Genomic DNA, 20,989 nt, shown 5'->3' on the forward strand with positions numbered 1-20,989 from the left:
GATGACCTACTTGCTCGCCCTGGACCAGGGCACCTCCAGTTCACGCAGCATCGTGTTTGACCGCAGTGGCCGTGTGTTGGCCATGGCACAGCGCGAGTTTCGCCAGATGTATCCGCAGCCAGGGTGGGTGGAGCACGACCCGCGCGTTCTATGGACTACACAGCTGGAAACGGCGCGGGAAGTGTTGCAAAAAGCCGGGCTGGCGGCCAGCGCCATACACGCGGTGGGCATCACCAACCAGCGCGAGACCACTGTGGTGTGGAACCGTCGCACCGGTGAGCCTGTGTACAACGCCATCGTCTGGCAAGACCGCCGTGCAGAAGCCTCCTGCGCTGAACTGCGCTCTCGAGGTTTGAACGACACCGTGTTGCAGAAAACCGGCTTGCGCATTGATGCCTATTTTTCAGGGACCAAACTCAAGTGGATCCTGGACCATGTGCCGGGCGCCCGGGCGCAGGCCGATCGGGGTGAGCTGGCGTTTGGCACGGTGGACAGCTGGCTCATCTGGCAGCTCACCGGGGGCGCGGTGCACGCCACCGATTTCAGTAACGCCGCGCGCACGATGCTGTTCAACATCCACACCAACACCTGGGACGACGAACTGATGGCCGCGCTGGACATACCGTCCAGCCTGATGCCACAGGCACGGCCTTCAGCGGCGTATTTCGGCACCATCCAGTCCGAATGGCTGGGCGCGGCGCTTGACATTGGCGGCGTGGCGGGCGACCAGCAGAGCGCGCTGTTTGGCCAGGCCTGCTTTTCAGCCGGCATGGCGAAAAACACCTACGGCACCGGCTGTTTCATGCTGATGCACACCGGCGAACGCTTTCAACTGAGCCAGAACGGGCTGATCACCACCGCTGCGGCGCAGGCACCGGGACAGCCGCAATACGCTCTGGAAGGCAGCGTGTTCATTGGCGGCGCGGTGGTGCAGTGGCTGCGCGATGGCCTGCGGGCCATACAGTCCAGCAGCGAGGTGCAGGCGTTGGCCGAGAGCGTGCCCGACGCGGGCGGCGTGGTGATGGTGCCCGCCTTCACCGGCCTGGGTGCGCCGTACTGGCAGCCCGACAGCCGCGGCAGCATCGTGGGGCTTACAAGGGGAACCACCATGGCGCACATTGCGCGGGCGGCGCTGGAGAGCATTGCCTTCCAGAGCACCGCCCTGCTCGACGCCATGAGCCGCGACGCCGTGGCAGCGGGTGGTGTGGCGGTGAGCGAACTGCGGGTGGACGGGGGTGCCTGCGTGAACGATTTGCTGATGCAGATACAGGCCGACTTGCTGGGCATTCCGGTGGTGCGGCCAGCGGTGATTGAGACCACCGCCCTGGGCGCGGCCTACCTGGCCGGGCTGCACACGGGCCTGTATGGCGGGCTGGACGAGCTGTCCGCACAGTGGCGCACTGAGCGCGTCTTTCAACCCCAATGGTCGCGCGAACACGCTGCCGCGCACATGGCGCAGTGGGAACACGCGGTGCGGCAAACCGTGGCGAGGTGAAGATTCCCCCCGCGCCGCTTCGCGCCCCCCAGGGGCGGTGCGAGTGGCCCGGCCGGTTCCACCGCATCCTGGGTGGAAAGGCCCATCGCTCCGGAAGCATTGCTCCGATCCACCAAGCCACGGGCGACAATCGTGGCATGAACACATCCACCCACCCCATCATCACCTTCATCGGCGGCGGCAACATGGCCAGCGCCATCATCGGCGGCCTGGTTCGCCAGGGTCATCCAGCCAACGCCATTCAAGTGGTCGAACCCTGGGACGAGCAGCGCACCCGCCTGGCGCAGCAGTTTGCCGGCACGGCCGTGCTGGAAACGGCCAGCCCGGCGCTGCAGCCCTCGGGCCTGGTGGTGTGGGCGGTGAAACCCCAGACATTCAAGGACGCTGCGGCACAGGCACGGCTATTTCTGGGGGACACGCTGCACCTGAGCGTGGCCGCCGGCATCACCAGCGACAGCATCGCCGCCTGGCTGGGCACGCCACGCGTCGTGCGCGCCATGCCCAACACCCCCGCCCTGGTGGGGTTGGGCATGACGGGCCTGTTTGCCCGCCCCGATGTGAGCGCCGCCGAACGCTCACTGGTTGAAACCGTGGTGAAAACCACCGGCGACCTGGTGTGGGTGGACGCCGAGAAACAGCTGGACGCGGTGACCGCGCTGTCTGGCTCGGGCCCAGCCTATGTGTTTTATTTCCTGGAAGCCATGCGCGACGCAGGCACCCAGATGGGCTTGCCGCCGGAAGTGGCTCAGCAGCTGGCTGTGAGCACATTCCTGGGCGCGGCCACCTTGGCTCAGCGCTCCAGCGAGCCGCTGCAGACCCTGCGCGAACGCGTCACGTCCAAGGGTGGCACCACGTACGCGGCCATCACGTCGATGGAAGCGGCCGGGGTGAAGGCCAAGTTTGAAGACGCGATGCTGGCCGCCCAGAAACGCGCTGAAGAACTGGGCCGCGAGTTCGGCAAGTGACCCCGATCAAACACCCAGCACGACGCCGACAAACACCGTGAAGCCCAGCCAGTGGTTGAGGCGGAAGGCTTTGAAACAGCCTTCTCGGGTGCGGTCCTTGATGAGCCGGAAGTGCCCAAGCACTTGCGCGAGTGCCACCACCAACATGGCGCTCCACACCCATGGGTTGACCGTGTTCCACAGGGCTGCGGTCCAGATGGCCAGAAAGACCAGGTAAAAGGCAACCACCAGCGGCACGTCGCGGTCGCCCAGGGTGATGGCCGAGGTTTTCATGCCGATCTTCAGGTCGTCGTCGCGGTCCACCATGGCGTATTCGGTGTCATAAGCCAGCACCCAAAACAGGTTGCCCACCATCAGCAGCCAAGCCAGCGACGGCACGCTGTGCCAGACGCGGCTCCAGAAGCCGGGCGCAGCCCACGGTGTTGCTGAACCCAACAGCTCCAAAGTTGGGCCGCCGTTCACCGCCGCAAACGCCATGGGAATACCAAAGCTGAACGCGACGCCCAGCACGGCCTGCGGCATGGACACGTAGCGCTTGGCGTAGGGGTAGACCAGCGCCAGCACCAGCCCGAGGAACGACCAAACGATGGTCGCCACATTGGTGGTGAGCACCAGCAAAAACGCCACCAGCGCCAGCACGGCACCCACACCCAGCGCTTCTTTCACCCCCACGCGCCCACTGGTGACCGGACGCTGCGCGGTGCGTTTGACGTGTTTGTCAAACTCGCGGTCGGCCACGTCATTGACGCAGCAACCGGCGCTGCGCATGAGGATGGTGCCCGCCACAAACACGGCCAGCAAGTGCACACCCGGAAAACCCTCAGCCGCCAGCCAGAGTGCCGATAGCGACGGCCACAGCAGCAGCAGCCAACCGGCGGGACGGTTCCAGCGGATCAGGTCGAGATACAAAGACAAACGAGAGGACATGCGCAAACGCGGACGAGAAAGTCGGTGTGGACGCCGTTCAAACGGCGCCGGGCTGGGTCACTCTTCGAGGATCGAGCGCAACATCCACGCGGTCTGCTCGTGCACCGTCAAGCGCTGCGTCAGCAGGTCGGCGGTGGGTTCGTCACCGGCCTTGTCCACCACGGCGAACAGCTCGCGCGCGGTGCGTGCCACCGCTTCGTGGCCCTGCACCAGGATGCGCACCATCTCCATGGCTTTCGGCGGTGTGGCCGGGGCATCGGGCACCGAGCTGAGCTTGCCGAACTGGGCGTAACTGCCCGGTGCGGCGTGGCCCAGCGAGCGGATGCGCTCGGCCACCGGGTCCACGGCGGTCCACAGCTCGGTGTACTGCGCCATGAACATCGCGTGCAACGAATTGAACATGGGGCCGGTCACGTTCCAGTGGAAGTTGTGCGTGGTCAGGTACAGCGTGTAGGTGTCGGCCAGCAGCCTGGACAGGCCTTTGGCAATCGCCGCGCGGTCCTTTTCGTTGATACCGATGTTGATGGTGGGCGCGGCGACTTTGCTGGCGGTTTTGGCCATGGGGAAGCTCCTGAAATTGAAAAAACGTTAAGAGAGGCGTTTGACGCCCGGCAGCTCGCAGGCATAGATGGCGTTGCGCAATTCGGCAATGGCTTCGTAGCGGGTGAAGCTGCGGCGCCAGGCCAGCACCACGCGGCGGGTGGGCGCCTCGCCTTTGAACGGCAGATAGCGCACATAGGACGAGTCGCCAAAGTCCTGCCCCGGGGTGGCTGAGCCTTCGAGCGCCGATGACGGCACCGACAGGCGGGGCACCAGCGTCACACCCATGCCCGCGGCCACCATGTGCTTGATGGTTTCCAGCGACGAGCCCTCAAAGCTCTTGCGGATGCCTTCGGTGTCGCTGGAGAAGCGTGCAAACTCGGGGCACACCTCCAGCACGTGGTCGCGAAAGCAATGGCCGGTGCCCAGAAGCAGCATGGTCTCGCGCTTGAGCTCTTCGTTGGTGATGTCTTTGTTTTTGGCCAGCGGGTGCGTGACTGGCACGGCGGCCAGAAAAGGCTCGTCGTAGAGTGGCGCAATGGCCAGGTTGGTGTCGGGAAACGGCTCGGCCAAAATCGCGCAGTCAATCTCGCCCAGGCGCAGCTGTTCCAGCAACTTGACGGTGAAGTTCTCCAGCAACATCAGCGGCATTTGCGGCGTGCGGTCGATGACGTGGCGCACCAGGTCGGGCAGCAGGTAAGGCCCAATGGTGTAGATCACCCCCAGGCGCAGCGGGCCGGTGAGCGGATCTTTGCCGCGCTTGGCAATCTCCTTGATGCTCGCTGCCTGCTCCAGCACGGTTTGCGCCTGGCGCACGATCTCTTCACCCAGCGGCGTGACGGCGATTTCGCTGGCGTTGCGCTCGAAGATTTTCACTTCCAGCTCTTCTTCCAGCTTTTTGATGGCCACAGACAGGGTGGGCTGCGACACAAAACAGGCTTCAGCCGCCTTGCCAAAGTGCTTCTCGCGCGCCACAGCCACGATGTATTTGAGTTCGGTGAGCGTCATGGTTCTATTGTGCCCCCAAGGCACGGAATCGCCTCACACCGCCTGCGGCGCGGGGTGTCTCAAGCCTTGAGGTATTCGGCCTTGGTGCCGAGCCAGCGGGCAATGTGCTTTTCGGCCGCTTGCGGGTGCTGCGCCAGCATGTGCACGGCAGCCTGGCGCGCCCAGTCCAGCAGGTGGCCGTCGGTGGCCAGGTCGGCAAACCGCAACATAGCCGCGCCGGACTGCCGAGCCCCCAGAAACTCGCCGGGGCCGCGAATCTCCAGGTCGCGCCGGGCGATCTCGAAGCCGTCATTGGTTTCGGCCATGGCTTTGAGGCGCTCGCGGGCGGTCTCACCCAGGCGCCCGCCGTCGGGCGGGGTATAGAGCAAAACACAAGCCGACGCCGCTGCGCCGCGCCCCACCCGCCCGCGCAGCTGGTGCAACTGGCTCAGCCCAAAGCGCTCGGCGTGCTCGATCACCATCAAGGACGCGTTGGGCACGTCCACGCCCACTTCAATCACCGTGGTGGACACCAGCACCCCCATGTGGCCGGCGCTGAACAAGGCCATGACGGCTTTTTTCTCGGCCACCGGCATGCGAGAGTGCAGCAGCCCCACCAACACGCCCGCCTCCCCGGGCGGTTCTGCGGGCTGTTCAGCCGCCTCGGCCAGCAACGGCAACGGCGCGGCCACCGCCGTGTTGCGGTTCAGCGCCTCGCTCAATTCGGCGTGGGTGGCCGTGGCGTTGGACAGGTCCAGCGCCTCGCTCTCTTCAATCAGCGGGCACACCCAATACACCTGCCGCCCTTGCGCCACCTGGGCGCGGATGCGCTCAATCACTTCGTGGCGGCGCTGGTCCGACACCACTTTGGTGACGATGGGCGTGCGCCCTGGCGGCAGCTCGTCAATGGTGGACACATCCAGGTCGGCGTAGTAGCTCATGGCGAGCGTGCGCGGAATGGGGGTGGCCGTCATCATGAGCATATGAGGTTCCCCCCCGTCGCTTGCGCGCTGCGCGTCGCCGCTCCGCCCCTCAATGGGCAACGCCTGCGGCCCGGCAAAGCCGGTTCCGTGGCGTTCTGGGTTGGGATCCCCCTCCGCTGCCGGGCTCATCTTGCTTCTCAGCGCCAAGCGCTGCGCCACACCAAAGCGGTGCTGTTCGTCGATGATGGCCAGCGCCAGGTTTTTGAACACCACCTGGTCCTGGATCACGGCGTGCGTGCCTACCACCAGCGCAGCCTCACCGCTGGCAATCAGCCCCAGCATCTCGGTGCGCTGTTTTTTCTTCTGGCTACCGGTGAGCCAGGCCACCCGTTTGCCCAGCGGAGCCAGCACGGGCTCCAGCCAGCCAATGAGCTTGGCGAAATGCTGCTCAGCCAATATTTCGGTCGGTGCCATCAGCGCGCACTGCCAGCCCGAGTCGATGGCAATAGCGGCGGCCAACGCAGCCACCACGGTTTTGCCCGAACCCACGTCGCCCTGCAGCAACCGGTGCATGGGCACGGGGCGCGCCAGGTCGCGGGCAATGTCTTCGCCCACACGGCGCTGGGCTTGGGTGAGGTTGAAAGGCAGCGCACCCAGCAGTTGCTCGTGCACGCCACCCGGCACGGTGTGCAGCGCCGGGGCGCGCAAGGCATCGCGCTCGCGCTTGGCCGTCAACTGCGACAGTTGCTGTGCCAGCAACTCTTCGGCTTTCAGGCGCTGCCAGGCCGGGTGGCTGCGGTCTTCCAGCGCCTCCAGCGACACGTCGGGGCCCGGCTGGTGCAGGTAGCGCAAGGCGTCGCGCAGCGTCCACGGCGCGCGCACCACCGCTTGCAAGCTGCCCAGCAGTTCGGGCGGCAGGGTTTCGCTCAGGTCGGCCCGTGCCAGCCCACTGGCCACCACCTTGCGCAAATACACCTGGGGCAGTTGCGCGCTGGTGGGGTACACCGGCGTGAGCGCGTTGGGCAGCTCACCGCCGGCGGCATGAAAGGCGGGGTGCATGATGGTGCGGCCCATGAAGCCGCCCCGGATTTCGCCGCGCACCCGCACCCGGGCACCCACCGCCAGCGCTTTCTGGTGCGAGGGGTAGAAGCTGAAAAAGCGCAACGTGCAGGTGTCCGAACCGTCGTCCAGCGTCACCAGCAGCTGGCGGCGTGGGCGCAGGGTGATCTCGCTGTGGGTCACCGTGCCTTCCACCTGCACCGTCTGGCCCTCGCGCGCATCGGTCATCCGCACGATGCGGGTTTCGTCCTCGTAGCGCAACGGCAGGTGCAAGGCCAGGTCGATGCTGCGCACCAAGCCGAGCTTGTGCAAGGCTTTTTGCGGGGCAGAGAGCTCTTTGCGGGGGGCTGGCTTGGGCGCGTCGGCGGTCATGGGACAATTCTGCCTGTCTTTTTATCCACCTTTTTCAGTCTTGTTCTCCCACTTTTTCTTGGAACGGGCCTCGTCCGGCCCTCAAGCAACATGAACGCTTCATCCCCTGACCCGACACGCCCCTTTGTGGTGGCCGACTTCGATTTCCAGCTGCCCGAGCACCTGATCGCCCAGCACCCCGCCACCGAACGCAGCGCCTCGCGCCTGCTTGACGCCACCGGCCCGCAGGCCGTGGACCGCATCTTTCGCCACCTGCCCAGCCTGCTGCAACCCGGCGACTTGCTGGTGTTCAACGACACCCAGGTCGTCAAGGCCCGTCTGTTTGGCGAAAAAGCCAGCGGCGGCAAGTTTGAAATCCTGATCGAGCGCGTGCTGCTGCCGCACGAGGCGCTGGACGGCTCGGGACAAGAGGTGGTGGCGCACATTCGCATGAGCAAAAAGCCGCAGCCCGGCGGCTTGCTGCACCTGGCCGGTGGGCTGAAAGGCGGTGGTTTTGATGCCGTGTTCCTGGGCCGCTGGCCCGACGAAAACGGCCAGCTGTTTCGCCTGCGCCTGCTGGGGGCCGCCGACGAAACGCCTTACGACCTGATGGCGCGCCACGGCCATGTGCCGCTACCGCCTTACATCACCCACAGCGACGGCGCCGACGACGAGCGCCGCTACCAGACTGTGTTTGCCCGAGTGCCCGGTGCCGTGGCCGCGCCCACCGCTGCCTTGCACTTCGACGAAGGCGTGCTCGCCGCCCTGCAAGCGCGTGGCGTGCAGCGCGCCAGCGTGACGCTGCATGTGGGCGCGGGCACCTTTGCACCCATGAAAACCGAGCAGATCAGCGAACACGTGATGCACCACGAGCGCTACGCGATCCCCCCGGAAACCCTGCAAGCCATTGCCGACTGCCGGACCCGTGGCGGGCGTGTGGTGGCGGTGGGCACCACCACCGTGCGCACACTGGAAAGCTGGGCGCAAACCGGGCACACACAAGGCGACACCAACATTTTCATCACGCCCGGGTTTGAATTTCGGGTGGTGGACCTGCTGGTGACCAACTTTCACCTGCCCAAGTCCACGCTGATGATGCTGGTGAGCGCGTTCGCCGGCTTTGAACGGGTGATGGACCTGTACCGCCACGCAGTGGCGCACAGCTACCGTTTTTTCAGTTATGGCGACGCCATGCTGCTGCAAAAAACCGACGCACCTGCGTCCGTTTGACGACAGTGGCGCAAACAATCTGGCAAGCGCACGATTTTTTGTAACGCTTTTTACCGAATTTCAAGCAAGAGCCAGGGCTGCGGTGGGCACAATTCCCACCCATCCACCCACGCAGTCCAAAGAGCGCCAACGTGATTGAAATTTTTGTCCGCCTGGGCCTGGCCCTGCTGCTTTCGCTGAGCCTGGCCCTCTTGATGGCCTGGGGCTGGGACCGCTCAGACCCGGCCCCGTCCATGGAACGCACCGTGGTTGACGCCAGCGCCAGCACGGCCCTGCCGAACTGAAACCGCACACGCCCCCGCCACGGCTGGGCGTGACCCACCGGCCCGCGGGTCAGCGGTACAGCTGGTTGTTTTCCACCCGAACCCGATCGCCCACGCGCACATTGGGTTGCGTGGCGTAATCGAAAGTCCGCACCGCGCCATTGTCTTGCTGCACGGTCACCCGGTAGATCTGGCTCGCGGTGGCTGGCCACTGGTTCTTTTCAATGGCGTGGCCAATCAGCGCCCCGCCCACGACACCGGCCACAGTGGCTATGTCTTGCCCGCTGCCTCCACCGATCTGGTGCCCTAGCAAGCCCCCCACCAAACCACCCACCACCGCGCCCGCCCCGATGCCCGACGAAGCCGGCTGCGTGTTGACCAGCTCAACCCCGGTGACCCGCCCCCATTGGGCGACCGTGGCCGGGTAGGTGGTGACGGCGGGTTGCGGGGCCGTGGACCCGGGAAAGTTGGCACAGGCCGACACGGCGGCCACCAGGGCCAGCGTGGTTGCCGCCCTCAGCGTTTTGCAATAGCGCACGGTAAGCTCCTTGAATTCATTTGCGCCGGATCAAGTCCGGTCAACAGCCAGCGGTTAGGCTGGCCACACAGCGCTCGGTTTTCCTCAAACGCCCTCACCCACACCGCCTCATGAAACCTTTGCTCTTGACTGCCATCACCGCCCTGAGCGCCGCCTGCGCTGCCCCCTCGGTCTGGGCCGCGCCCGGTGACGACGACGCGCTGCGCATTGCCAATGCACACGGCTGCATGGCCTGCCACCACATGGAGCCGGGCGCCACCGGCCTCAACGGTGCTGCGCCCACGGCTCCGGCTTGGCGCGATGTGGCGGCGCGCTACAAAAGCGTCAAAGGCGCTCAGCAGCAACTCACCGCCACCGTCATGACCGGCTCCAGCCCCGCCAGCGCGGGCGCCAGCCCCTACAAAAACCACTGGGAAGGCAAGGTGAGCGGCCCTTTCATGCCGTCCCACCGCTCAGCCATTGCAGAAGCAGACGCCGCCCGCTTGGTGGCCTGGATCCTGGCTCTCGACGCGCCCCGGTAAAAACCAGGGCGCCGGTCAGCGCGCTTGAATGCGGCTGATGTATTCCAGCAGCGTCAAAATGCGCGCCCGCACCACCGCGGGCTCGTCGTAATGGCGCCGCGCTTCGCGCAGCCGCTGCGCCTCTTCTATGCGGTATTCGCGGCCCCACACCGGCATGTCGCGGGTGCCGTGGCTGGGCACGTTCGCGCCGTCCAGCACCTCGTACAGCCGGTTCATCGGCAACACGCCTTGGTTGTTCTTGGCCAGCAAGGTCAGGTCGGGCGGGCTGCGCTGCAGCAGGTTGCCCAGCGGGCCGTTGCCCTTGCCGTCCACCCCATGGCAACTGGCGCAGTTGTCCATGTATTCCAGCTTGCCTGCGTCGTACACGGCAGGCTGCGCCAGGGCGGCCGTACCGCTGAATACCAAGCCCATAACCAGCAACGCGGCGCGGCTGGTGGTGCTTTTGATGGGGTGACTCATGAGATGACTCCTTGGGTTTGAACGTGGAATTTCTTGATGCGCCTTGGGTAGAGGTTGCGCCCGCAAAAAAACCCCTACCGCAAGCAAATCCTAGGATCGGCATCCCCCCACCCCATTGACCGCGCTCAACGCGACCCGGTAATACCCGCAACGGTCGTGCCCCAAAGGCCTGTGGGGGTCCGTCCGTACAATGCCGCGTTGCCTGGAGCCCCCCTATGCTGAAATTTGACCTGCTGAAAACGGACACCGCCGAAGGCGCCTACCTGGGCAGCCATGCCCGCCGCGGCCGCCTCACACTCAACCACGGCGTGGTGGAAACCCCCATCTTCATGCCCGTGGGCACCTACGGCACGGTCAAAGGCGTGGCGCCGTCGAGCCTGGAAGACATGGGCGCGCAGATCATCCTGGGCAACACTTTCCACCTCTGGATGCGCCCCGGGCAAGACGTGATGAAAAGCTTCGGCGGCCTGCACGGCTTCGAGAAATGGAACAAACCCATCCTCACCGACTCGGGCGGTTTCCAGGTCTGGAGCCTGGGCGCGATGCGCAAAATCACCGAAGAAGGTGTGACGTTTGCTTCTCCCGTCAATGGCGACAAGCTGTTCATGTCGCCCGAGGTGAGCATGCAGATCCAGACCGGGCTCAACAGCGACATCGTGATGCAGCTCGACGAGTGCACGCCCTTTGAGACCAACGGCCACCTCACCACCGAGGCCGAGGCGCGCAAGAGCATGGAGATGAGCCGGCGCTGGGCCGTGCGCTCCCAAGACGAATTCGCCCGGCTCGAAAACCCCAACGCGCTGTTCGGCATCGTGCAGGGCGGCATGTTTGAGCACCTGCGCCAGGAGTCGCTGGAAGCGCTGGTGGAAATGGACTTTCCCGGCTACGCCGTGGGAGGCGTGAGCGTGGGCGAGCCGAAAGAGCAGATGCTGCAGATCATGGCGCACACGCCGCACCGCCTGCCCGCGCACAAGCCGCGTTACCTCATGGGCGTGGGCACGCCCGAAGACCTGGTGCAAGGCGTGGCCGACGGCGTGGACATGTTCGACTGCGTCATGCCCACCCGCAACGCGCGCAACGGCACGCTGTTCACCCGCTATGGAGACCTGAAGATCCGCAACGCGCGCCACAAGACCGACCACCAGCCGCTGGACACCACCTGCACCTGCTACGCCTGCGCGGGCCGCCCGGTGGACACGCCCGCCGGGCGCACCGGCGTGAGCTGGGACGCGGGCGGGCGCAACGGCTTCAGCCGCGCCTACCTGCACCACCTGGACCGCTGCGGCGAGATGCTCGGCCCCATGCTGGCCACCATCCACAACCTGCATTACTACCTGAACCTCATGCGCGAGGTGCGCGAAGCGCTGGACGCCGGGCGCTTTGGCGTGTTTCGGGCGCAATTCAAAACCGACCGCGCGCGCGGGGTGTGCGAGGCTGACGCCTTCGCGGCAGGCTCTGAGCCAGGCGCCCGTTTAAGCTGCGCGCCATGACCGCCCCCACCGTTCCCCGCCACATCCTGCCCGTGCTGGTCGTGGCGCAATTCGCCGGCACCTCGCTGTGGTTTGCGGTCAACGCGGTCATGCCCGACCTGCAGCGCGAGCTGGGCTGGCCCGCCAGCGCGGTGGGCCCGCTCACGTCGGCCCTGCAGTTCGGCTTCATTGTGGGCACGCTGGTGTTTGCCCTGCTCGCCATTGCCGACCGCTTTGCCCCACGCCGCGTTTTCCTGTTTTGTGCACTGGCGGGTGCGGCCTGCACCGTGGGCGCCTGGGCTACGGTGACGCACTACGAGGCGCTGCTGGCCTGGCGCTTTTTCACCGGCGTTTTCCTCGCGGGCATCTACCCCGTGGGCATGAAAATCGCCGCCCAGTGGTACAACCGGCCCGGCGGCAGCGGCCTGGGTGCGGCGCTCGGCCTGCTCATCGGCGCGCTGGTGCTCGGCTCGGCCAGCGCCCACGCGCTGCGCGCCCTCAGCGGCGCCCTTCCCTGGCCCACGCTCATGCTGGGGGTGGCCGCGCTGGCGGCGGCGGGCGGGCTGCTGCTGTTCTTGGGCACCAGCGACCCGCCCCACGCCCATGCCCGCGTGACCACGCTGCAGTGGCTTGCGCTGGGCACGGTCTGGACCGATGCCCGCGTGCGCGCCTCGGTGCTCGGCTACTTTGGCCACATGTGGGAGCTGTACACGGTCTGGGTCATGGTGCCGCTGGTGCTGGCCACGCGGCTGCAGGGCACCGACCTGTCGTGGGCCGCCTTCTGGGTGCTGGGCGCCGGCGCCATCGGCTGCGCTGGCGGTGGCTGGGTGGCGCTGCGCTGGGGCAGCGCGCGCGTGGCCAGCACCCAGCTGGCAATCAGCGGGCTGTGCTGCCTGGCCACGCCGTGGGTCATCGACGCACCCACGCCGCTGTTTTACAGCTGGCTGGTGCTGTGGGGCATCACCGTGGCGGGCGACTCACCCCAGTTTTCCACCCTCACCGCCCGCAACGCGCCCCCGCAGGCGGTGGGCAGCGTGCTCACGCTGACCAACAGCATGGGCTTTGCGCTGTCCATCGTCAGCATCTTGCTGTTTGTTTCGCTCGCCGAAACCGTGAGCCTGGGCGCGCTGCTGCCCTGGCTGGCGCTGGGCCCGGCGCTGGGGCTGTGGGCCATGCGCCAGCTGGTACGCGAAGAACGGCGTGCGCCGACATGATCGGCCGCGTTGGCTCGTTCAACCTATTGCTTCGGCCTTGTGAAGGCTTGACTTTCGCTCAGGCGCGGCCGTCGAAACGCTCGGACAAGCTCAAGACGAACGGGTGTGACTTCACCGGGCCAAATCAACAGGTTCAAACCACGCAGAGGAAGAGCCTGCGGCTTCCACCCGGCTGGTGGCGCATGGGCTTGCTGCCACCGAATGGCTTGCACACCGGCCCGATGCACAACGCTGGCATGATGTCGGGCTTGCCCAACCAACGTGGGCCCCTTTTTTCCTGCTTCGCACGTATCCATGAACGCCACCGCTGACAACCCATCCGCCAACGACACGCCCGACAACGCTGCCCCTGCCGCCACCGAACCCCGGGCGGCACAACCAGGCGGCCCCGCACGCGGCCAGCGCAGCAACCGAGGCCGCCGGCCCCAGCGCCCAGCCACGGAACGTGCTGCTGGGCCAGCGCCCGCGCGCCAGCACCCGGTGCTGGACCAGCTGGCCACGCTGGTGCCGGTGTTGTTTGGCGAAACGCTGCTGCCGCTCAAGCGCGGTATTTTTGAAGACCTGCTGGCCGCCCACCCCGGCGTGCTGGACAAGGAAAGCCTGAAGGCTGCGCTGGGTTTGCACGCGCGCTCCACGCGCTACCTCACGGTGGTCGCCTCGGGCCTGCAGCGCCACGACCTGAGCGGCCAGCCGGTGGAAGACCTGACGCCCGAACAAGTGCACCACGCGTTGATTGAGGTGTTTCGCCGCCGGGGCGCCCGCAGCCGCGAAGACCTGCGCCCCAAGCTGCGCCAGCGCATCTTGCAGGCTTATGAAGCCTCGGGCCTGCCGCGCGACGAGTACGCCCAGCGCGTGCACGGCCGTGACGAAGAAGTGAACCAACTGACCCACGATGCACTGACCGAAGCCGCCACCCGCGCCGCGCGCGAAGAGGCGCTGCTGCGCGCCTTTGACGCCAGCGGCAAGACCGTGGAGGCCTTTGCCGACATGTACGGCATGCATGTGCTGGACGCCAACCGCACGCTGGAGCGCGCCCGCGCACGCCTGGCTCGCCACGCTGCAGCCCCCGCCCAAGACACGGCAGCAGCCGCCAGCGAGGCCACCGACGCGGCACCCGAGACGGCCACACCGGCACCATGACCCCGAGCCCGCCCGCCGCCGCCGCCGAATCGCCTTACGCGTGGTTTCGCCTGGTGGTGTCGCTGGCGCTTATGACGCTGGGTGGCGCGGGCATGTATTCGGTCACGGTGGTGCTGCCGCGCATACAGGCCGACTTTGATGTCGCGCGCGGCGACGCCTCGCTGCCCTATACGCTGACCATGGTGGGCTTTGGGCTGGGCGGCATCCTCATGGGCCGGCTCTCAGACCGCTTCGGCGTGATGGTGCCGGTGCTTGGCGGTGCGGTGGGTCTGGGGCTGGGTTTCATTGCCGCAGGCGCAGCCCAGACCCTGTGGCAGTTCAGCCTGGCGCAGGGCATCCTGATCGGTCTGCTCGGCACCTCGGCCACGTTTGCCCCGCTGGTGGCCGACACCTCGCGCTGGTTCACCCGGCGCCGGGGCATCGCGCTGGCCATCTGCATGAGCGGCAACTACCTGGCGGGCGCCGTCTGGCCGCCGGTGATCCAGCATTTCATTGACAACGGCGGCTGGCGCCAGGCCTACACCGGCATCGGCGTGTTTTGCTTGCTGGTGATGTTGCCGCTGGCGCTGGTGCTGCGCCGGAGCCCACCCGACCTGCCGGCGCCTGAGCCGGCTGCGCCCAACCAACCCGGAGCCACCCCGCACAGTGATCGCCCGCTCGGGCTATCGCCGGGCACGCTGCAAACCCTGCTGTGTGTGGCGGGCGTGTCGTGCTGCGTGGCCATGTCGATGCCGCAGGTGCACATCGTGGCGTATTGCACCGACCTGGGCTTTGGCGCGGCGCGTGGCGCCGAAATGCTCTCAGTCATGCTGGGCATGGGTATCGCGAGTCGGCTCATCTCGGGCTGGATCTCAGACCACATTGGCGGCCTGCGCACCCTGCTGCTGGGTTCGGTGCTGCAAGGTGTGGCACTGCTGATGTTTCTGCCCTTCGACGGGCTGGTGCCGCTCTACCTCATCTCCGCGATGTTCGGCCTGTTCCAGGGCGGCATCGTGCCGAGCTACGCGCTGATCGTGCGCGAGCACTTCCCGCCCGCCCAGGCCGGCGCACGCGTGGGCACGGTGCTCATGGCCACGCTGTTTGGCATGGCGCTGGGCGGCTGGATGTCGGGCGCCATCTTCGACCTGACCGGCTCTTACCAGGCCGCGTTCATCAACGGCATTGGGTTCAACCTGCTCAACATCGGCATCGTGCTGTTTTTGCTGAAGCGGGCCCGAGCCAGCGGGATCGGCCTGGGTCGTGCCAGGCTCAAGCCTGCCCTGGTCTGATGCCAGCGCCCGGTCGGGCCGCATGAAGGGCCTTTACCAGGGCGCCGCCGGGCAGGCTCTGCCGAACGGCCAGCGCCGCCCCCTGGGGGGGTAGCGCGAAGCGCTGCGGGGGGAGCTTGTTCACATGGTGAACACGGTCAGCACGCCGGTGTAACCGTAAAGCCGGTGGTGCGCGATTTCGCCACCGGCGAAAAACCCCACCAAGGGCACGTCACCCAGCGCACGGCGCACGATCTGCAGCTCGGCACTGGGGCTGCCAAAGTGCGGGCCTCCGCGCCCGGAACAGCTCACGTACACCGCACCGGCAATGCGCCGGGCCGGGTGCGGTGCGGCATCGGGTTCTGAGGCGGCCAGCGCCGTGGCCATGGACAGGCTCAGCTCTTCCGGCTCCAGTTCTTCGCGCACCTCGGCGCACACCCGCGTCAGGTCGGCCCGGGCGGCCTGGACGTTGCGCTCGCAAAACGCCAAGCGGGTGCCCACAGGCGCCAGGTCGGCAATGGCCACGCCGCGCCGGCCAGGATCCAGACCAATCAGGTGGCGCACGATGACCTCCGGCCCAAACTGGCCGCGCCGTGGCGCCGCCACGCTATCTGCCGCATCGCCCGTGGGCAGCGTAAGGCCCACCAAGGTGGCGCGCAGGCGGGGCATGGCCAGCTCCGGCAGGTCCAGCGAAATGTCCAGCTCGCGCAACAGCACGTCCAGCGCCGGCTCGCCATCCAGCGTCAGCACCAGATTGCCGTCGGCTTCGGTCACGGTGCGCTCGCGGTCCACCGGCTGCGCGCCCTGGGTCACGCGCGACACCATGCCCACCGCCGGCCCAAACGCCACACCACTCAAGCCCCCATGAAACACACCGCTGGCCGCGCCCTGGCCGCTCAGGTTGCCGGTGCTGCTGAAGGCAAATTGCACCGTACTGCTGCGGCTGGCCGACAGGCCGCCAAACACATAGCCGCTGGCGGTGCGGTCGGCCACCTCGGCAATCAGTTCGGCCAGTTCGGGCGTGTTGCCGTCGGCATGCACCAGCGCGGTGTGGGCCACAAAACCGTCGGGGCCCGCCACGCGGCCACTGGCCGCCAACGGCGCCACGCCACTGAACACGCGGTACTGGTCGGGGCTTAGGTCACACAGCATCACGGCCATGGCGGGTTCGTCGAAGTACTCCACGTTGTTGGCCGCCACACCCACGCCCACAGTGCCGGTCCAGTCGGTCACCTCAGGCAGTTCAGCGCTCAGGTGGGCCAAGATGGCCTCGGCCTCGCTGGCGTAGTGGTCAGTGATATAGAGCAGCGCCAGCGACGGCGCCTGGGCGTGGTCGGGCAGCGCCATCTGGGCGCGCAACTGCGCGAGCACCAGCGCAGCGGCCATGCGCCATTGGGGGTGGGTTGCGTGGGCGTAAGGAAAGAGTTTCATGGGTGATCGACCGCGCCACGGTCCGGTGGGTTCCGTGGTGTCAGCGGCGCCGGCTGGGCGGTGACGATTTTTTGGCTGCGGCTTTTTTGGCAGCAGGTTTCTTGGCCGTTGGGGCTGACGCTTTTTTCTTTGGACTGGCCTTTTGCGGCGTCTCGGCCCCGCCTAGCGAAAAGCCGGGCACCTGGAAAAACGCGTTCGGCATGGTCCAGTCGCCCGGGGCCATGGGCTGGGCTGCAGCGCGCGCTTTTGGGGTGGCTGCCGGCTTGCGCGCCGCCGCCTTCTTGGCCGGCGGCTTGGCTGCAGCCCGGGGGGCTGGCTTTGCAGGTGGTTGGGGTGTGGCCTTGCCGGGTGTCACGGCGCGCGCAGCCGCCTTGCCCACACCGGCGGCCATACCCACGTTGCGTGCCACCGTGTCGGTGAGCCCCCGGGTGACTTTGCCGGCCATGCCGGTGGCCGTTTTAACGGCTTGCTCGGTCAGGCCGCTGGCCACTTCGCGGGTGCTGTCCAGCGCGGTTTGTTTGGCCACGTCCTTCATGGCGTTGGTGGCGATGTGCTGAAACTGCTGCGACAGGGCGCCCCACCACTGCATCGGGTCTACCACGCCACCGGCCGGGGCGCCCGCAGGCGCGTTGCCGCGCGGCTTGCGCGACGCGTCCTTGCCCGGCGGTGGCGCTGGCTCGTCTTCGGGTTCGTCTTCGTAAGCCTCGTCTTCCGCATCATCGCCGGCGTCAGCCTCCGGCTGCGCGGGCGCGGGTGTGCCATAGGTGCGCGGTGGAATTTCAAGGCCGGCAAACTGGGTGGTGGCCGGTGCCGGGGGCTGGCTGGCGCCAGTAAACCCCGCAAAGGTTTCGGCAGCTTTCACCTTCAGCGCATTGGCCACATCGCCCATGCTGAAGTTCATGTTTTGCAGCGTGGCCAGGGTCATTTTTTGCACCTCCAGCGCCTGGATGGTGGCCGCCAGGGCCTTGGAATTCTGGTCGAGCCAGAAATGCACCGCCTTCAATTCCTCGATGCGCTTTTCCAGGTCTTCCACGCTGAACGTGGGCGCCACCCAGTTGCCCAGGTTGGGCAACTGCGGGATGCTCTGGCCGAGCCCCTGCGCCACCCCACCGGCCGCCTGGCCCGCCAGGTTTTGCAGAAACTCAAAGCCCGGCACAAATTTGCCGAATCCACTGCCCGATGCGTCGCTCATGGCTTGTCTCCTGGAAGTTGTTTTGAAGGCCGGCCCACGGCCCAGTGGCTTACCCAGCGCTGCCGTCGCTGTCCACGCCGTAGCGGGGTGCCCGGCGCTCTCGCAAGGATGCCACACCTTCGCGCACATCGGGGCCGGCAAAACCCATGAATTCCAGCGCCAGCGAGGTGTCAAACGCCGGCCCAGCCTGGCGCAGCCAGTTGTTAAGCGAGTACTTGGTCCAGCGGATCGCGGTCTGGCTGCCGCTAGCCAGCCGGTCGGCCACTTCAAAGGCTTTGTCGATAAGGGCGTCGTCTTCCACCGCCAGCGAAACGAGGCCAATGCGCTCGGCCTCTTCGCCGCTGATGGGGTCGCACAGCATGAGGTAGTACTTGGCCTTGGCCAGGCCGCACAGCAGCGGCCAGACAATGGCCGCGTGGTCGCCGGCGGCCACGCCCAGGCGGGTGTGCCCATCCACAATCTTGGCGCTTTTGGCGGCAATCGAAATGTCGGCCAGCAAACCCGCCACCAGACCCGCGCCCACGGCCGGGCCGTGCATGGCGCTGACGATGGGTTTGTCGCAGTTGATCACGTTGTAGACCAGGTCGCGCGCTTCTTTCCACACCCGGGTGCGCACATCAAAGTCGGTGGCCATGTCTTGCACCAGCGCCAGGTCGCCGCCGCCTGAAAAGCCCAGGCCACTGCCGCGCAGCACGGCGCAGCGCACGCTGTCGTCGCGGCCTACGTCGCGCCAGATCTCGCTCAGTTCCCAATGCCCTTCGTGGCCGGCGGTGGGTAACTTGCCGTTGCCGCCGGGTCCGTCGGCGCGCATCTGGATGTCGAGCACCGACGGGATACCGCCCACCAAAGGGCCGCGGCGGGTGATGGCAAGGGTCTGGTAGCGGCTGTAGTCCACGGTCTGCATGGGGTCTCCTGTTGTTGAAGGCATTGGGGTGAGGGGTCTGCTCGCTGCGGCCAGCCAGCGGCTGGTCGTCGTGCGGCACACACCACCTGATTTTCGTCTCAATCGAAGAAGGTTTCATCGACTGTTTTCAGGGTGGTTTTTGATCACTTTGCCCTCGCTACCGCACGTGTCGCGCGCGCAGATCTGGCACGCATTGACGTGCGTCAAAACCCCGCACAGCGGGCGGGGGGATCATGTTGGGGAGGTTTGCAGCCATTTGCTGCAAGCGTTTCGACACCCGAGGACAGACCATGAGCCAGAACATTTCAGACAGTTTTGCCGAGCAATTGAAGCAAATGCGCCATGAGACTTTGGCCCAACTGCACGCCCAGCGCGGCGGTGCGGTGGGCAGGGCAGAGGCCGCAGCCAACCTGCGGTCTACCGAAAGCGACGACTGGGCGCAAGCCGGCTCCGAACGCGATCTGGCCTTTGCGCTGGACGAGCGCGAGTCGGCTGAGCTGGTGGCCATTGACGCGGCATTGAAGCGTATTGCCGATGGCAGCTACGGCCTGTGCCTGGACTGCGGCGTGGGCATTGCCACGGCCCGCCTGCATGCCAATCCCACCGCCATGCGCTGTGTGGACTGCCAGAGCAAGCTGGAGCAGGCCCAGGGCGGTGCCCGCCCAGCCACGATGTAATTTTTTTCAAAACCACCGGAGAAACCCTTGACCACTTTTCACGCCGTTGTCTGGATCGATCACAGCGAAGCCCATGTGGTGATGTTTGATCGTGAACACGTTGAAGCACAACGCATCAAATCGCGCAGCCACCACAAAGCCAAAGGTGGGCATGTGGGTTCACACCAGCTCAAGCACGGCCGCGGCCCGGCCGCCAGCGGCAGCCACACGCCCCAGGGAGGCCACGCCACGGTAGACGATGCGTTCTATCACGAGGTGGCCGAGGCATTGACCGGGGTGCATGAGATTCTGGTGACCGGCCCGGCCCAGGCCAAAACCGAGTTTCGGGCCCACTGCCACCGGCACGACCCGGCGGTGGACAAAGCCATCGTGGACGTGGTGACCAGCGACCACCCGAGCGACGGACAGCTGGTGGCCATGGCCCGCCAGTATTTTCTTAAGTACGACCAGACCACCGCAGACCCTTCGCAGCGCTGAGACGATGCTGAACAAGTCCCCGCAAATACGTGCGGGCCTTGTTCAGGGTTGCCTCAATTCACTGGGTCTTGAACGCCACCGTTTTCTGGACCGCCATGCCGTCTACCGAGCCCGTGAGGGTGAATTCGTACCAGGTGCCGAACCCCAGCGGCTGGACTGGCTTGAACAGCACAGCACCGGTACCCTCGCTTTTCCAGGGCTCAACGGCCACAACGGCGCCCGTGGTCTGCTCGCGCAGATCGAAGCTGGTCACCATCACCCGACCTGCCAGCGAACCAGAAACGGAAAGAGTCACCGAGGTGTACACCGCCTCCTGGCCGTCGTAAGGAAAGGTCGCGGCGACGCGACGCATGTAGCCCCCTGAACGCCCCAGTACCGTGGTGAGTGGTGTGCCACCCACACCGAACTCGTCCAGGTCCGACGCGAGCAGGTACGCGCGATGCCCAGGTGAATACAGCAATGCATCAAGGTAGCTGCGCCCTTCTTCGTAGGTGGTCGCGTTGCCGTGGATGATGGTTTCGCCCATGGCGTGCGGGTAACCCACGTGGTTGGCCCGCTCCCAGTAGCCGGCACCCGTGAAACCGGCGAGGGCGGGGTCTTCGGCGTGGCCAACGACCCCGTGCTGGGTCAGGTAGTTGGCGTGGTTCTGGGCTGCTCGTGCGAGCAGGCCATCCCAGCTCATCGGTGGCAGGCCAATGCGCGCGCGGATCTCCTGGAGTCGGTCAACATGACCAGCCACCGGACCCGCAAGAGATGCGGGAGCGGCCGCGGGGTATTCCCGCTCGGCGTCGGCACCGTCCGATCCACCGCCACAGGCGGTCAGCACCGCCAACACTGCACTGGCCACAGCCCAGCGCGCAAAAGACGACAAAGCGGTAAGGCGTGTTTTCATCGGGCACTCCGTGAAAGCCGGACTGGCTTCCTTGTCAGATGTATCGGCACCCCCCCGCACCAACCTAAGCCCCGAAATGGCCGCTTTC

The 20,989-nt window shown here is 66.3% G+C and carries 20 protein-coding genes and 1 pseudogene; 11 read left to right on the top strand and 10 right to left on the bottom strand.

Annotation, left to right across the window (positions count from 1 at the left end):
- Position 1: 1 nt before the first annotated feature.
- Together glpK and proC are read left to right on the top strand one after the other, a co-directional pair.
- Entirely contained in the window at positions 2-1,495 is a 1,494-nt protein-coding gene (gene glpK, locus AC4QBL_RS15390) for a glycerol kinase GlpK (protein WP_472900872.1), read from the top strand.
- Positions 1,496-1,632: 137 nt separating this feature from the next.
- The gene (gene proC, locus AC4QBL_RS15395) at positions 1,633-2,460 is read left to right on the top strand and encodes a pyrroline-5-carboxylate reductase (protein WP_472900770.1); all 828 of its coding nucleotides are present in this window, start codon (positions 1,633-1,635) and stop codon (positions 2,458-2,460) included.
- Positions 2,461-2,466: 6 nt separating this feature from the next.
- Here the strand turns inward: proC and AC4QBL_RS15400 are convergent, their stop codons facing one another.
- The 4 genes from AC4QBL_RS15400 to recG are packed head-to-tail and all read right to left on the bottom strand — an operon-like array spanning position 2,467 to position 7,268.
- Positions 2,467-3,387, bottom strand: a complete 921-nt coding sequence (locus AC4QBL_RS15400) for a 4-hydroxybenzoate octaprenyltransferase (RefSeq protein WP_472900771.1) — start codon at positions 3,385-3,387, stop codon at positions 2,467-2,469.
- A gap of 57 nt (positions 3,388-3,444) precedes the next feature.
- Positions 3,445-3,948, bottom strand: a complete 504-nt coding sequence (locus AC4QBL_RS15405; RefSeq protein ID WP_304833710.1) for a Dps family protein — start codon at positions 3,946-3,948, stop codon at positions 3,445-3,447.
- 27 nt (positions 3,949-3,975) lie between these two features.
- Positions 3,976-4,935, bottom strand: coding sequence for a LysR substrate-binding domain-containing protein (locus tag AC4QBL_RS15410; protein ID WP_472900772.1), 960 nt, complete (start codon positions 4,933-4,935; stop codon positions 3,976-3,978).
- Between the two features lie 59 nt (positions 4,936-4,994).
- A complete protein-coding gene (gene recG, locus AC4QBL_RS15415; protein ID WP_472900773.1) occupies positions 4,995-7,268 on the bottom strand; it encodes an ATP-dependent DNA helicase RecG in 2,274 nt (757 codons plus the stop codon).
- Positions 7,269-7,358: 90 nt separating this feature from the next.
- Here recG and queA point away from each other — a divergent pair, with 90 nt between their 5' ends.
- Both queA and AC4QBL_RS15425 read left to right on the top strand, forming a co-directional pair.
- Positions 7,359-8,477, top strand: a complete 1,119-nt coding sequence (gene queA, locus AC4QBL_RS15420; RefSeq protein WP_472900774.1) for a tRNA preQ1(34) S-adenosylmethionine ribosyltransferase-isomerase QueA — start codon at positions 7,359-7,361, stop codon at positions 8,475-8,477.
- A 131-nt stretch (positions 8,478-8,608) separates the two neighbouring features.
- Positions 8,609-8,761, top strand: coding sequence for a hypothetical protein (locus AC4QBL_RS15425; RefSeq protein ID WP_472900775.1), 153 nt, complete (start codon positions 8,609-8,611; stop codon positions 8,759-8,761).
- A 49-nt stretch (positions 8,762-8,810) separates the two neighbouring features.
- Here AC4QBL_RS15425 and AC4QBL_RS15430 read toward each other — a convergent pair whose 3' ends face one another.
- Entirely contained in the window at positions 8,811-9,278 is a 468-nt protein-coding gene (locus tag AC4QBL_RS15430) for an outer membrane lipoprotein (RefSeq protein ID WP_472900776.1), read from the bottom strand.
- A gap of 110 nt (positions 9,279-9,388) precedes the next feature.
- On the opposite strand from AC4QBL_RS15430, the gene AC4QBL_RS15435 reads away from it, so the two are divergent.
- Complete coding sequence (locus AC4QBL_RS15435) at positions 9,389-9,799, top strand: c-type cytochrome (protein WP_472900777.1); 411 nt, start codon at positions 9,389-9,391, stop codon at positions 9,797-9,799.
- A 15-nt stretch (positions 9,800-9,814) separates the two neighbouring features.
- On the opposite strand, the gene AC4QBL_RS15440 is transcribed toward AC4QBL_RS15435, so the two are convergent.
- Positions 9,815-10,258, bottom strand: a complete 444-nt coding sequence (locus tag AC4QBL_RS15440; protein ID WP_472900778.1) for a c-type cytochrome — start codon at positions 10,256-10,258, stop codon at positions 9,815-9,817.
- Between the two features lie 215 nt (positions 10,259-10,473).
- On the opposite strand from AC4QBL_RS15440, the pseudogene tgt reads away from it, so the two are divergent.
- From tgt to AC4QBL_RS15460, 4 genes and pseudogenes are all read left to right on the top strand, one after another.
- Positions 10,474-11,685 (top strand): annotated as a pseudogene (tgt, locus tag AC4QBL_RS15445) (tRNA guanosine(34) transglycosylase Tgt); the annotation flags it as partial.
- Between the two features lie 59 nt (positions 11,686-11,744).
- Positions 11,745-12,941 (top strand): MFS transporter, encoded by a 1,197-nt coding sequence (locus AC4QBL_RS15450; RefSeq protein WP_472900779.1) that lies wholly within the window; start codon positions 11,745-11,747, stop codon positions 12,939-12,941.
- Positions 12,942-13,235: 294 nt separating this feature from the next.
- Positions 13,236-14,081 (top strand): ProQ/FINO family protein, encoded by an 846-nt coding sequence (locus AC4QBL_RS15455; RefSeq protein ID WP_472900780.1) that lies wholly within the window; start codon positions 13,236-13,238, stop codon positions 14,079-14,081.
- Positions 14,078-15,349: an MFS transporter gene (locus AC4QBL_RS15460; RefSeq protein ID WP_472900781.1), complete on the top strand. Its 1,272-nt coding sequence runs from the start codon at positions 14,078-14,080 to the stop codon at positions 15,347-15,349. The genes AC4QBL_RS15455 and AC4QBL_RS15460 overlap by 4 nt, the downstream gene beginning before the upstream one ends.
- Before the next feature lie 120 nt (positions 15,350-15,469).
- On the opposite strand, the gene AC4QBL_RS15465 is transcribed toward AC4QBL_RS15460, so the two are convergent.
- From AC4QBL_RS15465 to AC4QBL_RS15475, 3 genes are read right to left on the bottom strand one after another with little or no spacing between them, the layout of a single operon-like run.
- On the bottom strand, positions 15,470-16,759 hold the full coding sequence (locus tag AC4QBL_RS15465) for an FIST signal transduction protein (RefSeq protein WP_472907381.1): 1,290 nt from the start codon (positions 16,757-16,759) through the stop codon (positions 15,470-15,472).
- Between the two features lie 40 nt (positions 16,760-16,799).
- A complete protein-coding gene (locus AC4QBL_RS15470; RefSeq protein WP_472900783.1) occupies positions 16,800-17,951 on the bottom strand; it encodes a PhaM family polyhydroxyalkanoate granule multifunctional regulatory protein in 1,152 nt (383 codons plus the stop codon).
- A gap of 49 nt (positions 17,952-18,000) precedes the next feature.
- Complete coding sequence (locus tag AC4QBL_RS15475) at positions 18,001-18,846, bottom strand: enoyl-CoA hydratase/isomerase family protein (protein WP_472900873.1); 846 nt, start codon at positions 18,844-18,846, stop codon at positions 18,001-18,003.
- A 299-nt stretch (positions 18,847-19,145) separates the two neighbouring features.
- Here AC4QBL_RS15475 and AC4QBL_RS15480 point away from each other — a divergent pair, with 299 nt between their 5' ends.
- Positions 19,146-19,532, top strand: coding sequence for a TraR/DksA family transcriptional regulator (locus tag AC4QBL_RS15480; protein ID WP_472907380.1), 387 nt, complete (start codon positions 19,146-19,148; stop codon positions 19,530-19,532).
- 27 nt (positions 19,533-19,559) lie between these two features.
- Positions 19,560-20,009 carry a hypothetical protein gene (locus AC4QBL_RS15485; RefSeq protein WP_472900785.1) on the top strand — a complete coding sequence of 150 codons (450 nt, stop codon included), beginning with the start codon at positions 19,560-19,562 and terminating at the stop codon, positions 20,007-20,009.
- Positions 20,010-20,067: 58 nt separating this feature from the next.
- Here AC4QBL_RS15485 and AC4QBL_RS15490 read toward each other — a convergent pair whose 3' ends face one another.
- Complete coding sequence (locus AC4QBL_RS15490) at positions 20,068-20,901, bottom strand: CAP domain-containing protein (RefSeq protein ID WP_472907379.1); 834 nt, start codon at positions 20,899-20,901, stop codon at positions 20,068-20,070.
- Positions 20,902-20,989 lie beyond the last annotated feature (88 nt).

It is taken from the genome of Hydrogenophaga sp. L99 (assembly GCF_058731905.1).